The organism is Streptomyces sp. NPDC002476, from assembly GCF_042889785.1.
GTDB lineage: Bacteria > Actinomycetota > Actinomycetes > Streptomycetales > Streptomycetaceae > Streptomyces.
This window is the reverse complement of record NZ_JBIARH010000043.1, coordinates 44,409-57,387: the sequence shown is the minus strand read 5'-3', so window position 1 is coordinate 57,387 and position 12,979 is coordinate 44,409. Positions and strand designations below refer to the sequence as shown.

General features: G+C 67.1%; 11 protein-coding genes and 1 pseudogene. 5 read left to right on the top strand and 7 right to left on the bottom strand.

Annotated elements, in window-relative coordinates:
* Positions 1–164: pseudogene (locus tag ACFYXM_RS31800) on the top strand (IS1380 family transposase); the annotation flags it as partial.
* A 128-nt stretch (positions 165–292) separates the two neighbouring features.
* Here ACFYXM_RS31800 and ACFYXM_RS31795 read toward each other — a convergent pair.
* Positions 293–1,101, bottom strand: a protein-coding gene (locus tag ACFYXM_RS31795) for an IS5 family transposase (RefSeq protein WP_389294582.1) whose coding sequence is annotated in 2 segments (ribosomal slippage) — positions 293–763 and positions 766–1,101 — 807 coding nt in all. Because the reading frame shifts where the segments join, the coding sequence is not laid out codon by codon here.
* A gap of 471 nt (positions 1,102–1,572) precedes the next feature.
* On the opposite strand from ACFYXM_RS31795, the gene ACFYXM_RS31790 reads away from it, so the two are divergent.
* Positions 1,573–2,181: a hypothetical protein gene (locus tag ACFYXM_RS31790; RefSeq protein WP_073784969.1), complete on the top strand. Its 609-nt coding sequence runs from the start codon at positions 1,573–1,575 to the stop codon at positions 2,179–2,181.
* A gap of 690 nt (positions 2,182–2,871) precedes the next feature.
* Here ACFYXM_RS31790 and ACFYXM_RS31785 read toward each other — a convergent pair.
* Complete coding sequence (locus ACFYXM_RS31785; RefSeq protein WP_389294575.1) at positions 2,872–3,642, bottom strand: hypothetical protein; 771 nt, start codon at positions 3,640–3,642, stop codon at positions 2,872–2,874.
* Between the two features lie 814 nt (positions 3,643–4,456).
* Here ACFYXM_RS31785 and ACFYXM_RS31780 point away from each other — a divergent pair.
* Positions 4,457–5,020 (top strand): hypothetical protein, encoded by a 564-nt coding sequence (locus tag ACFYXM_RS31780; protein WP_389294584.1) that lies wholly within the window; start codon positions 4,457–4,459, stop codon positions 5,018–5,020.
* Between the two features lie 228 nt (positions 5,021–5,248).
* Here ACFYXM_RS31780 and ACFYXM_RS31775 read toward each other — a convergent pair whose 3' ends face one another.
* The 5 genes from ACFYXM_RS31775 to ACFYXM_RS31755 form a co-directional block, all read right to left on the bottom strand.
* Positions 5,249–6,736 carry a UvrD-helicase domain-containing protein gene (locus ACFYXM_RS31775; RefSeq protein WP_389294573.1) on the bottom strand — a complete coding sequence of 496 codons (1,488 nt, stop codon included), beginning with the start codon at positions 6,734–6,736 and terminating at the stop codon, positions 5,249–5,251.
* A complete protein-coding gene (locus ACFYXM_RS31770; protein ID WP_389294571.1) occupies positions 6,729–8,921 on the bottom strand; it encodes an ATP-dependent endonuclease in 2,193 nt (730 codons plus the stop codon). Before ACFYXM_RS31770 ends, ACFYXM_RS31775 begins: the two co-directional genes overlap by 8 nt.
* Positions 8,922–9,171: 250 nt before the next feature.
* Positions 9,172–10,131 carry a tyrosine-type recombinase/integrase gene (locus ACFYXM_RS31765; RefSeq protein WP_389294569.1) on the bottom strand — a complete coding sequence of 320 codons (960 nt, stop codon included), beginning with the start codon at positions 10,129–10,131 and terminating at the stop codon, positions 9,172–9,174.
* A gap of 189 nt (positions 10,132–10,320) precedes the next feature.
* Complete coding sequence (locus ACFYXM_RS31760; RefSeq protein ID WP_389294568.1) at positions 10,321–10,527, bottom strand: helix-turn-helix domain-containing protein; 207 nt, start codon at positions 10,525–10,527, stop codon at positions 10,321–10,323.
* 291 nt (positions 10,528–10,818) lie between these two features.
* Positions 10,819–11,127, bottom strand: coding sequence for a helix-turn-helix domain-containing protein (locus ACFYXM_RS31755; protein WP_389294566.1), 309 nt, complete (start codon positions 11,125–11,127; stop codon positions 10,819–10,821).
* A gap of 268 nt (positions 11,128–11,395) precedes the next feature.
* On the opposite strand from ACFYXM_RS31755, the gene ACFYXM_RS31750 reads away from it, so the two are divergent.
* A complete protein-coding gene (locus ACFYXM_RS31750) occupies positions 11,396–12,286 on the top strand; it encodes a hypothetical protein (protein WP_389294581.1) in 891 nt (296 codons plus the stop codon).
* A complete protein-coding gene (locus tag ACFYXM_RS31745; protein ID WP_389294564.1) occupies positions 12,283–12,978 on the top strand; it encodes an ATP-binding protein in 696 nt (231 codons plus the stop codon). Before ACFYXM_RS31750 ends, ACFYXM_RS31745 begins: the two co-directional genes overlap by 4 nt.
* Position 12,979 lies beyond the last annotated feature (1 nt).

Here is a 12,979-nt window from a genome sequence, read left to right as displayed (position 1 = left end):
CCGCCGAGCCGAAGAAACTCCGCTACCGGCTGCTGCACGCAGCCGCTCGCATCACCCGGGGCGGTCGCCGCCTCCATCTGCGCATCTCCGCAACCCGGCCCTGGCGAAACGAGCTGACCAGCGCATTCGTACGCCTCGCGGCACTGCCCCGGCCAGCCACCTGAAGCACGACAGCCCCCCTGCCCGCCCACGACCCGAGGAACCCTGGAGCACCCGACCCGCGCGTCGGGCCACGGCCATGCCCGCAGACAAGGAGCAACCGAACCACCACTGCACACCAACTCAGACAGGCTCAGCCACTCGAAGCGAAACAGGGAGGCTTGTAGCAGGTCAGTGCGGCGGCGAGACCAAGGAAGGCGAGGAAGTGGGAGCCTTTTCGCTCGTATCGGACGGTGAGGCGGCGGTAGCCGAAGAGCCAGGCGATGGACCGCTCGATCTTCCAGCGGTGCCGGCCGAGCCGTTCGCCGGACTCGATGCCGGGCCGGGCGATTCGTGGGGTGAGGCCCCGCTCACGCAGCCAGGCGAGGTGCTCGGCGGAGAAGTACGCCTTGTCGGCGCGGAGTTTGACCGATCGGCGCCGCCGTGGCCCGCGCCGGGAGCGGATGGCGGGTATGCCGCGGATCAGCGGCTTGAGGGCGAGGCTGTCGTGCATGTTCGCGCCGGACACTGCGACTGCGAGCGGGATGCCCTGGGCATCGGACAGCACGTGCAGCTTGCTGCCCTTCTTGCCGCGATCGACCGGATTCGGCCCGGTCAGCGAACCCCCCTTTTCGCCCGCACCGACGCGGCGTCCACGATCGCCGAGGCCCAGTCGATCTCACCCCTGGCGCCGAGTTCGTCCAGCACCGCCCGGTGGAGCCGACGCCACAGCCCCGCCCGGGTCCACGCGGTGAACCGGCGATGCACCGTTGCAGGCGACACCCCGAACGTCTCCGGCAGATGCCGCCAGGCACACCCGCTGGTCAGCACGTACACGACCGCCGTGAGCACAGCCCGCTCGTCACACGGAGCAGTCCCGTCGCCCTGCGGACGGGAGTTGAACGACGGCAGCAACGGAGCGACCAGTTCCCACAACCCGTCAGGAACCAGCCGCTGCGACAGATCAGCACTCACGAACAGACATCATGCCGCAGCTCACGCCATCACCACGTGAGACAACCTTTTAGTACGCGACTTCCGGTTCGCGCTTCATCCAGATGTTGCCGGTGGGGGTCTCCGTTGTTGCGTTGTCGGACCATCCGGCCTGTTTCCGCTGCGCTCTTCGATATGCACGACGAATGAAACGCCTTACCTCGCCCCCCCGAAGGCGCTATGGGTGATATCTACCGTAAACTCTCTTTTAGTTCCTCCGCGCCACCCAACGCACCGAAATGCAACCGCCATTTGATCCCCAACACCATGACGAGGGACACTACCTGGCGGATGCGTGTTCCCGACCGAGCGGGACTCACTTCGGCATCCTCCCGTGCAGGTCATCGGAGGCCATTCACCCAACGACTACTGGGCAGTTGACCTCAGGGTTTCGTGGTAGCGTCCTCGTTCGGAGGGACAGAGCAACCTGAAAGGGAAATCGTGAACACGGAGAAGATCGCCGCTCGCCGCCTCTCATTGGAAGAGGTGACGAAGCTCGACATGAAGGACAGGCTCTTCGTTTCCGCCGACACGGCAGAACTCAAGCTTCCCGGCTGCTATGTCCCTGCTTTTCTGACCAAGTCCGGTGAGGATTTCGAGGGTGGCTCGATCACGGCGAGAACCGTATTCCAGGAAGAGGTCTCCTGCCTTCCCGACGACGAGAATGAAGCCGGAATCTACTTGGCCGACGAGAACGGCTCGGTGACCATCGAGGTCCTCCAGTCCGCCGGCGTCGTGCTGGACCTGGCACTTTTCGTCCCTAGTGGGGACAAGGGGGCCCTCACGGCCCTTTACGCTGCGGCCCGGCAGGCGTTCGGCGCCGACATCGTGCAGATCTGGCGCCAGGGCCTCAAGGAGGTTCCCGACGTGAAGGTCGACATCTTCGAGGAGCAGATTCCCCGGGGGCGCAAGGGGAGCGACAGCCCCAAGCGTGACCGTCGCGCGATCGACACCTACCCCACCCGTGCGGACTTCATCGAGTTCACCGCGGGGTGGAAGCCGGTCGTTGAGATTCACAGGCCGATTGTTGACGACACCCCGACCATCTGAGGCGGCGTTGCCTCTCGTTCTCGGCCTGAGAGAACGCCGAGAACGCATGCGCCGCACCCGGTCGACCCCTGAGCGGCCCAGGGAGTCGTCGAAAAATAACTCACGAACGCCGAAGCGCCGTTCCACTCGATGACCTCGCGAGACAGCCCGCCTGACCAAGATCAAAGCCTCAAGTTATTCTGCGACAGCCCTCAGGGCTTCGGTGTAGTCGAGTGACGTCCACTTCGTGCTCAGGCAAGGCCGAGGAGCGTGAGGGGTCGGCGGGCGCCACGCGCATTGCGGCGACGGCCGGAGGCGATGTTCTTCGCGCCGTTCAGTCGCAGGGGGGCGACCGCGAGGTTGCGTCAGGTCGCCATAGCGCGGGGTGCCCTGTCGGTCCACCACCGCGCACGCGGTCAGGTCGAGGACGACGGCCGGCGCGTGCCGCACTCCTCGCAGCCGGATCATCTGCTATCAGCCCGAACGCCCAGCCCAGCCGCTCATCCCAGGCACGGGGAGCAACGGCGCAGGTGGTGCGAGTGGTACGGCCTCCCGGGACCCTCCCCGCGCGCGGGGAGGGTCCGCGGACCACCCGGCGCTCTGGCCTCGGAAGGACCGCTTTCTGCATGTGCGGGGGTGGTCCGATGGGTGCCCCCGCGGGCGCGGGGGCGTCATGGCATGAGTTCCTGGGGCTTCGCGCTGCTCCGATCCTCAGCGCGGCCAGGCGGCCGGAGTGTTCGGCGGCAGCGAGATCTCGTCCAGTCGCAGCCACTGTTCCTGGCCGCTCTGATCCGACAGGCGGAACCGCACGTCCTGTTCCTCGTCCGACTCGTACGGGGCGTCTCCGACTGCCTGCAGCAGGGCGTGCAGCCTCGGGTGAGGGGCCTGCATCGCCCGGTCGCGTACGCTCTCGGCGCGCAGGGCAGCCAGCGTGAGGGAGGCGGTGTTCACGCCGGTACGCCGGTGACCGTCGGCGTGGGCGATCGCTTCCGGGTGTTCCACGATGGAGGCCAGGGCCTCGGGGCCGACGACGGTGTACGTCAGCACCAGGTCTCCGCGCTGCAGCATCACCTGCGCTCCCGGCTCTACCAGCGAGCCGTCCTCGCGCGTCGACATGGCCACCTTGCCGACCATCGGGCCCATGCCGATCGTCCGGACCTCGTCGAACTGCTCGATCGTCGGGTCCACGAACCGCTCGGAGTCGGGGAGCACCAGGGCGCAGTGCCCGTTCCACGAGGTTCCGGTCCAGGTCGGTGTGAGCGAGCCGTAGAGGGTTCCGGTGCCGTTCTTCTTCCGGATGGCCACGGTGACCGGCAGGAGTTCGGCCCGCACTCCCAGCTGGCCGTAGGCGTTGCGCAGCGTCAGGCACGCATCGACGCAGATGTTCGCCGGCGCGCGGCCGTCGGAGAGGGCCGCCCACAGGAAGGGCAGCACCAGTTCCACGATCTGGTCCGGCTTCGCGTGCTCCAGCATCCGTGCCATGTGATCGATGCTCCCCGGCAGTGCCGGAGCTGCCCTGTGTGGACGCGGTACAGAGGGACGGGAGACCCGTTTCTGCGGTGTCCGGGCGAGGCGAGTGCCGGCAACGGAACTGGCGGTGCTCACCTCGCGTGAGACCGGCTCGATATTCACTGTCGGACCCCTTGCTATATCGGTTCCCCCAGTTACCGGCCCCGCACAGCAATCCCGGCGCCCCAGCTACGCTCGTCACGAGTATCCGGCGCTGCCGATCCCGACCACCGACATCACGATCAACCCAGCCGACCAGAGCGCGCGCAACATGCCCCAGACGATTCTGGTGGCTGAGGGCGCCCCGTCGTTCCCAGATCCCATCAGCGCCTGGCGCGGGACGACCAGCCGGATCGTCGCTCCCTTCAAGTCGCCTGCCACTCCTGCGCCGAGCGACCTGACCACTCGACCCAGTCTGGATCATCGAGCACCAGCTCGGGGTCGGTGATGCCGGCGGCCTCAAGGAAAACGACCAGATCGTGGTCCGAGTAGGCCGTGCCGAGGACTTCGTCGCACCCGCGAGTGCATACGGTGACGCGTCGGCCACCAACCGCCGAAGGCTGGTGCACGACGATCGGAGCAGTATGTCCACCCGCCACCCCTTCAGGGTGCCCTCGACCGCACACCAGGACCACTTGGGGGCGAAGGAGCGGGCCAGGGAGCCGCATGAGTCGATCCCCCTCACCGGCCGTCCGATCCGCCGTGAGCGTGACTCTCGATCGCCGCACGAGATCATCAACGGCGCGGCGCTCCCGACGCAGTCGGCAATCTGTCTGACGGTGGGGGGATGGAGGCCGAGCAGGCGATCGATGAGCTGTATCAGGTGTGGCCGGGCGAATTCGTGGCCGCCCGTACGGACCGCGCGTCCGAAGCCCAGATGGCGAAGGATGCGGCCCTGGCACGACGGATCGCCAAGCTTCACCGGCCGACGCTCCTCCCCCTGATCGCCCAGCCGGCCGCCATGGGCGCCCTGCCCACCCTGCGTGCCGCCACCGACCCCACCGTCACCGGGGGCCAGTACTACGGCCCCGGCGGCATGGGCGGAACCCGCGGACACCCGCGGCTCGTGACCTCCAGCAAGAAGTCCCACGACACCGCCCTCCAGCAGCGCCTGTGGGCGGCGTCCGAGCAGCTCACCGACGTCAACCTGCCCGACAAGACGCCTGACACCCCATCAGAACGAGCGTCACGAGCGTCATTCCAGCGTCAAGATATCGCCCGTAACGCCCACACCGCACATAATGCGCACGCACAAAACCGCAGGTCAGGAGCCCTTCACGGCCGGTTCAAGGATCGCGACGCACTCCACATGGTGCGTCATCGGAAAAGCATCATCCGGAAGGGGAGCTGACATACCCGCAGCTCAGGCATTGCTTTCGGTGCACCTAGCGGGCTCTGCAGGCACCGACAGCGTCAAACGAGCGTCACGCCTCATCCCGACTCCGACTGCGGGACAGGTCAACGAGCGCCAGCGTTGGAAGGCATTGCCGACGGTCCCTGGGGGAGAGTCTGCACCAGAGGCTTGAACGTGGCGCCACGACCAAGATCCGTCCCTGATCCTCTGCAGGCTCCCCTCCGTTTACACCGCGAGGCTGCGGACTCGTGCCCTGGTGAGTGCGACGTAGAGCGAGCGGTGGGCTTCGTCGGCGGGGTCGAGACCCTTCCGGAGCACAGCCGCGTCGGACTCTTCCAGCCTGACCCCGACCCTGTCCCACTCCTTGCCCTTCGCCTGGTGGCATGTCAGGCCGGGAACGAGTCGCTTATGCGCGTCCTCCAGCCGTATGCGCAGATTGCCGAGAGCCTTGCGCGGTGTCCGCTTCTGGCTCTCAGGCCGCTCGATGTGCGTCTTGGTGACCACGCTGTCCGCCAAGGCGGTCCAGATTTCGCTGAGGTCATCCTGGCTCGCCAGGCGCTGAAGAGCAGCCTGTAGGTCCGGACGCAGCTGCTCGAACGTTTCGGCTTCTTCAATGCCCAGGGTGGTCCGGGCGTCGGTGAGGAACGCGGCAGGCAGGCCGAAGGAGCTCTGGGTGAGTTCGTTGAGAAGCAAGGTGCACACGGCTTCCTGGAACGGTCCTGACGGCTGCTTGACGGCCAGCGGGAGGACATGGGGGTCTCCGTCCCACAGCGTCTTCCACCGCCGTGCGAGGACGATATCGACGTCGCGTGCCACCCCTACGGGAAGGACCACGCGCTCTCTACGGCGCAGTAGACGTGCCAGTGACGCCTGGTCACTGCTGTCGTGCCACCTGAACGATGTCTGAAGTTCGCCGCGTTCGAATCCCAGTAGCTCGATGAGCCGGCGCACGCTCTCCGGGCGTGCGCCACGAAAGGCGTAGAGGGCCTGCCAAGGGTCTCCCACCAGAGTGACGGCGAGTCCCGCTTCCGCCGCGGTGCGGATGATCTCCACGTCCAGGTCGTTCGCGTCGTAGACCTCGTCGACAAGCAGGGACCTGATCGTCCTGGCGAAGTAGGTCGACACGTGGGCGCGGATATCGTCAATGCCGAGGGCCCCGTGCAGGACCTCACGTACGTTCTCGTGTGTGCACCATCCTCTGTTGACCGCAGCGGCGAAGTCCGCTGGCCTTATGTGGTTGTCCGGCTTCGCCTCTGGCAGGTAGGTGGTGCTGACCTGGGTGCCCGCCAGGCAGAGAGCGGGCTTCGCGATAGTGCGGATGGTGGGAAAGTGAGTCCGCCATGTGTCCAGCACCTCCAGTTCCTCGTGGCCGCCTGGCCACTGGAGGAACCCAGACCGCAGGAGGTGGGTGAGTAGGTCGTTCAGGATGGTGTCGAGCGTGACGATGCGATGGGGCCATGCCAGGGCCGAAGGACCCCACTGCCGAACCACGCGGCTGCGTATCTCCTCGGTGGCCGAGCGAGTGAAGCTGACCGCCACGACCGCTCGGTGATCGATTGTGCGCGCGAAGCGGTGCAGGCCGAAACGCTGGTGCGAGACGGTCGTCTTCCCGGAGCCGGGAAGTGCCTCTACGTAGACAAGGCGGTCAGGGCTTGCGGCAGTGAGGAGTTGTTCCGGCGTGAGAGCGCGGGTGCCAGGCCAGCGACTACTCATCGGCAACCGTCATCCGACGTGTGACTGTCGGCCAGCCCCCGCGGGAGGGCTGCCAGTATCGGAGTTCCTCCCATGGCGGTGCATCCGGATCCGGCGCGTCAGAGTCCGGAGGGTCCGGGATCGGTTCGTCTCCGGTTGTTTCCGCCCACTCCCTCTCTTCCTTCTGCCAATCGTCCGGCCAGTGCAATTCCTCAGCATCATCGGCCTGTTGCTCGCCTGTGTTCCGTTCGCCGTCCAGCACGAGCCAGTCCGGCTCATCAATGGACTCATGGGGGTCGGTCTCATCGGCCGGGTCGGGCGGGTACAGAAACTCGAACAGCCGCCGGATGTGGTCGGGCACGATCGGAAGGCTCGACGCCTGCTCGGGACCTGCTTCGTTGGCCTCTGCCAGGAGGCCGGCGAAGGCAAGCGCGAAGTCGCCCTTCTTGCTGGAACCCCGCCCTGCCGGGACGCCGGGCTGCCCGTCCTTGCCCTTCCGCGCACTGCGGAACAGTTCGTACACCGTCCGAGCCGTCACGAGCGGCTCGTCCAGGTCAGCCTCGCGCAGGGCGGCCGCGATCAAGTGCTCGTTACCCTCGGTGATCGATGGTTCCAAGGTCGGATGGCTGACGAAGGCATCGACGACCGAGGGGTCGTGCTCAGGAAGCCAAGTCGGCTTCCTGAGCTCCTTGTTCTCGAACGGTAGGTCGCTGTCGACGAGGATCGCCAGTTTGGTACACAGTTCCTTGCCCCGAGTTGCCAAGAGATGCACCGGCCACTGCCCGACCTTCCACCCCATGTGCACAATGCTGAGTGCGTCGATGAATGCGTGCTTGCCCGCGTCCCCTCCGGCCCAGGTCCTGCCGAACTCCCTTAGGACGGCGGCGTCGGTGACCCCCTCAACCAGGACGAGGCGGTCGGCGAAGAGGGCGGCGGACCGACTCGCGTCCAGATGGAGCCGCGTCTTCCGCAGCGTGATGTCGCGGTGCTTCGCCGGCACGACGTCGGCGACGGTGCGGCACACTCTCCCCTGCGCCGTCTGGCGCACGACGATGAGTTCCTCGGGGGCGCAGGATGTGATGACGTCCGTCGCGTGGCTGGAAAGGATGACCTGCAGCTCCGGCCTCTTCTTGACGGTTCTACGCAAGTACCGGACGAGAGCGTGCTGCAGCTGCGGGTGGAGGTGCGCCTCAGGCTCCTCAATGACGACCGTCGCGTGGAAGGGCTTCGTACCGAAGAAGGAGTCCTCCTCCGACTCGGCATCAGCCTGTGCCTGTTGGAGGTTCAGGGTCGCCTGCTGGATCTGCTCAATCTCTGTGGGGGGCGGCTGGTCGGGAGCATCCTGGTGAGACCGGGCGGTGTCCTGGGGAAGTTCGGTGGAGTCCGGTATTGCTGCCAGGATCACGGCGATATGCAGCAGGTTGACGTACCCCAGCCCGGACACTTCAAGAGGCCGAGCGAATCTGCGTCCCTCCATGACAGCGAGCATGACTTCCAGCACGCGAGCCAAGTAGGTATCGTCGATGACCTGCCCACGTATGTACGACCACTGGCGACTCACCCCAGCCGACAGGTCCGTGAGGTAGCCGCCGATCCTCTTCTCGACGGCGTCGATGATGCTCTCCTTGGCCAGCTCCTCGAGCAGCTGGGAGGCCCGCGCCCGGAGCCCCACGAGGTTCCGGGTCCCGTTCAGGCGCTGCTGTTCAGCACGGAGCAGCTCAACCAGGATCCGTGCCTCGCGGCGCGCCAGTTCGTCCAGAGGATGACGCCAGGCTGGCAGGTAGATCAGCTTGTACGGGTCCAGGTCCAAGGACCTGCCGTGGGCCGTGTCAATCTTCGGGGTGACGCTGCCGAGCCTGCGACTCAGCGTGACACCCCAGGTCTGAGCGACATCCCCAAGGCGCTGGTGGCTGACCTCGTGCAACTGACGTCCGAGACGACCTTCCCCGGTGAGGCTATCACCCAGCCGGTACTCCACCTTGATGGTGCGGGTGGATCTCTCGGGTGCGAGCGTGGCGGAACCGTACCTCGGCAGGGCTGGGAAGCGAGAGCCAGGATGAGATAGGTAGAGCGCATCCGTGAGCGTTGTCTTTCCGGCGCCGTTGGCTCCGATCAGCACGCTGAAACGGCCAGGTATATGGCAGACCATCTCGCCGTCTGCGCTCGCCCGAAACCCGCTCACTGCGATACGACTCAGGTGCACCATGCCCCCCATGGACAAGAAGTACGTGAGTAGTCATCATCGCCCCGAGCACTGACAACGCTCTTTCTCTTGCGATCACTTACGGTCTGGACGTGCCTGAGCTCCATCGAACGCAGGATGGCTCCACGCGCCCCCTGCGAGATGATCTTCCTTACAGTCCATCCAAGGACACTCGACACAGGCCGACTGTGAGCGTCCACCTGAGCAGGCAAACGCCTCTGCCCCGTCCGTGCCGGACGGGGCAGAGGCTCGCTCATGCGGCGCCGGTCAGCGGAACATCCATGCGCTCCCAGGCCCCGAGCACAGCCTTGTGGGCGTCCGGCTGCAGGTGGGCGTAGCGCTGGGTGGTCTGGAAGCTTTCGTGGCCCAGGAGGTGCTGGACCTCGTAGAGGGAGACTCCCTTCTGAACGAGCCACGAGGCGCAGGTGTGGCGCATGGAGTGGGGCGGATAGTGCGGGACGGGGATCTGCTCCCCGTCGGTGTCGAAGTAGTGGGCGCTCTCGATCGCCGGCCACCAGGTCTGGCGGCGCCAGTTGCCGTCGTCGAGCCGACGGCCGGCGCGCCCCTTGGTGACAGTGGTGAAGACCAGGGCGTCACGGTCGAGCGGGTGGACGTGTCGCTCGAGGGCGTCCAGGACGTGGGACGGGAGCGGGACTTCCCGGCGGCTCCTCGAACTTTTGGGGTACTCCTTGATGCCGCTCTTGGTATTGACCTCCACCACGAACAGGCGGGAACGGCGCTGGTCGATCCGATGACGGTGCAGGCCGGCGAGTTCGCCCCAGCGCAGGCCCGTGTAGAAGCCGAGCAGGCACATGGTGCGCCACGGGGCCGGGAGCTCGTCGACAATGCTCTGCGCCTGGTCGAGGGTGAACCACTGCGGCGGCTTGACCGCGATCTGCGGCAGGTCGATGTTCCGGCAGGGGCTGACCGCGATGACATCGTCGTCGACGGCCGCCCGCATGATGGACGACAGCAGGTTGTACGCCCTCTTGATCGCGGATGCCCCGACCCCCTTCTCCACCAGTCCGCGGATCCAGCTCTGGACGTCCATGCGGGTGACGGCCCGCATCTCCCAGTCGGCCCAGTGGGGCAGCACGTGGTCCTTGATGCTGGAGGCATCACCGCGCAGCGTGTGGGGCTCGACGACGCGGGCCTGCCACCAGCGGTCGTGCCACTCACGGAACGCCGTCTCGCCCGCTCGGGGATCCCGCATGCTTCCGCGGGCGGACTGGGTCTCCATCTCGGTACCCCAGGCGCGGGCCTGTGCCTTGAGGGGAAACGACTCGCTGAACCGGTCTCCAGCCCGGTTGCGAACGGTCGCCTGCCATTTGCCGGACTTCAACTTCCGGAGGTACGTGGTTCCGTTCCTTCCTGTTTCGCGTGCGGAGGGACTTCGTCCTGGTCAACGGCGGCGCACGGGCGGCGCGACTGCCCGGCTGTTGATGAAGTCATCCAGGCTCGCGGCGGGGACACGGACGCGAGAGCGAGCCGGTCCCGTGCGCAGGTCGACGACGGGCAGCTCGCCAGCGGCGATGAAGCGGTAGACCGTTCGGCGGTCGACGTCCAGGGCTGCGGCGACGGCGGGTATGGACAGCAGGCGCAGGGCCATGGGCGGTTCCTTTGCGTGAGAAAGAGCGACGGGAATTGAGAGATCCAGCCGGGGCGGGAGGCAACAAGCCCGGGCGATGCTGCGAGATCTTCGAGTAGGGCTTTTACGTACGGCCGAGATCTCCGAGCGGAGCAGAAGAGGAAGCGAGCGGAGTTACGTGTGCGCGGCGGGGAATCCGAGAATGGCACGTATGCCAATCGAGCAAGGTGTCCTCTGGGGAGGTGGGCAGTCTTCTGGCAGGGCCGGTACGACGGGCGTTCCGGGACCCACAATCATCCGAAGAATCGCCGGTTAGGCTAACCGCCGATCGTCGGCTATGTTCCGCCCGCGCCGACCGCTTCCAAGTGCGTGCGACGGCCGGCGAGAAGGGCCTGCGGGAGCGATTCCGAGGGCTGTGGCAATGGCGACGAGGTCGTCGATGTCGCAGCGGCGGACGGTGCGTTCGATGCGGGAGAGGGCGGTGAAGGTCATGGGCTGGCCGAGGGCGGTGACTCTGGCGGCGAGCTGGCGCTGGGAGTAGCCGCAGGCGGTGCGGGCGCGTTCGATGGCGTGGGCGGCGGCGTGTCCGGCGGGTCCGATTTCGAGGGGGCGTGGCGGCATGGGTGGTGTTGTAGCTTGCGCGTCGGCCCCTCTGGAAGGGTATTCATGTCTGCCGTGAGCGATGCGGATCGCACGGTGTTTTCCGGCGGCTATTTCGTCAACCGGGATTTCGGGTCTACATCCACCGGGCCATGGGCGAAACGACTTGTGCATGATTCCAGAACCAAGTCTGGACTTTCGCACACCGGGTGTGGCTGTGTTGTCCATGCACCCTGGCGTCGCCGGATTCCCTGCCCCTCTCCCTGATTTCGAATGGTGGTCGATCGACATCGCCCGTATCCGCACCATCAAGCCCGAGGCGTTCGCGTCGGAGTCCCTCGCATCCGTGTCCCTGTCCGCCGAGCGGACCTTCTTCGGCCTGCTCACCCAGGCCGACGACCAGGGCCGCTGCCGCGACCAGGCCGCGGTCATCGCCGGCCAGTTGTGGTCGCTGCGCCGCGAGCACGGCCCGGTGGAGGTCGAGGACGACCTCACCCAGCTCGGTGGGGCCGGGCTGATCTGCCGCTACGAGGGCGACGACGGCAAGCGGTACCTGCACATCGTCACCTTTGCCAAGCACCAGAAGATCAACCGCCCGAGCGGAGTGCGCAATCCGCCGTGCCCGCACCACGATCTCGGTGTTCCGCGTGAGCCCTCACCGCGGGTGCCCGGAGCGGTCACGGAGCCCTCCGTGACTCGGGCGGGAGGACTCACGGAGACCTCCATGAGCGGCGAATCCGCAGGTCAGGGCGGATTCCGTGAGTCCTCGCCGCAGACGCGGGGAGGACTCACGGAGCCTGCAGTGAGCCCTCACGGTCCGGATCTAGGACCTAGGAACAGGGATCTAGGAACTACCCCGTTGGGGGGCGCGAGCGCCCCCGCGCCGCAGACCGTCTCGGCGAAGGACCTGATAGGCGAGTACGCCGCCGCGTGTGCCCACCACCCGCCCCGGGACGTCCTGGGCCAGCTCGGCGTGCAGGTGCGCAGGCTCCTCGGCGAGGGCATCGACCCCACTCACATACGGTCGGGTCTCGCACGGCATCGTGCCAAGGGCCTGCACCCGAGCACTCTGCCCAGCCTGGTGCACGAGGCCATGAACTCCACCGCCTCCGCGCCCGCCGCCCACCGGCCGTGGACCAACCCCGCCGATGTCGCCGCCGCCTACGGAGGTGACCTGTGACCGCCACCCTCACCCGGGACCCGCACCAGGTCGGCCGGATCACCGACCGCCTCGGCGCCATCCTGACCCAGCGGGGCATCGGCCCCGCCGCCACCGCGCACGAGCCGCCGTCGGAGCCCGTCACCGCGCTGGAGCTGGCCGATGCCCGCATCCCCGCCCGCTACCGGCGCGCCCTGACCGACCACCCCCACGTCACCGCCTGGGTGGACGAGATCGCCCGCGCCGGCCGCCCCGGACCGGCAGGCGCACCGGGAATCTCGGAGGGCTCGTCCCTGCTGATCGCCGGCCCCACCGGCACCGGCAAGACCCACCAGGCGTACGGCGCCATCCGCGCTCTCCTCGCCGCCGGGGTCCGCCTGCGCTGGGAGGCTGTCACCGCCGCCGACCTGTACGCCCGCCTGCGTCCACGCTCCGGCTTCGACAGCGAACGCGAGCTGCAGACCCTGGCCAAGTGCCCGCTGCTGCTCCTGGACGACCTCGGAGCGGCCAAGACGAGCGAGTGGACCGAGGAGCTCACCTACCGGCTGATCAACCACCGGTACGAGCACCTGCGCCCCACCCTGATCACTACCAATCTCCCCACCGCCGAACTACGCACCGCCCTCGGGGACCGCGTCGCCTCCCGCCTCGCCGAGATGACCGAACGCGTCATCCTCGACGGCCCCGACCGCAGACGCCACCCCGCAGCCTGAC

Coding starts and splice junctions, on each gene's coding strand:
- ACFYXM_RS31765 (WP_389294569.1), bottom strand. CDS start 10,131: ATGCGGGATCCCCGAGCGGGCGAGACGGCGTTCCGTGAGTGGCACGAC.
- ACFYXM_RS31760 (WP_389294568.1), bottom strand. CDS start 10,527: ATGGCCCTGCGCCTGCTGTCCATACCCGCCGTCGCCGCAGCCCTGGAC.
- ACFYXM_RS31785 (WP_389294575.1), bottom strand. CDS start 3,642: ATGGCACGGATGCTGGAGCACGCGAAGCCGGACCAGATCGTGGAACTG.
- ACFYXM_RS31775 (WP_389294573.1), bottom strand. CDS start 6,736: ATGAGTAGTCGCTGGCCTGGCACCCGCGCTCTCACGCCGGAACAACTC.
- ACFYXM_RS31780 (WP_389294584.1), top strand. CDS start 4,457: ATGGAGGCCGAGCAGGCGATCGATGAGCTGTATCAGGTGTGGCCGGGC.
- ACFYXM_RS31755 (WP_389294566.1), bottom strand. CDS start 11,127: ATGCCGCCACGCCCCCTCGAAATCGGACCCGCCGGACACGCCGCCGCC.
- ACFYXM_RS31770 (WP_389294571.1), bottom strand. CDS start 8,921: ATGGTGCACCTGAGTCGTATCGCAGTGAGCGGGTTTCGGGCGAGCGCA.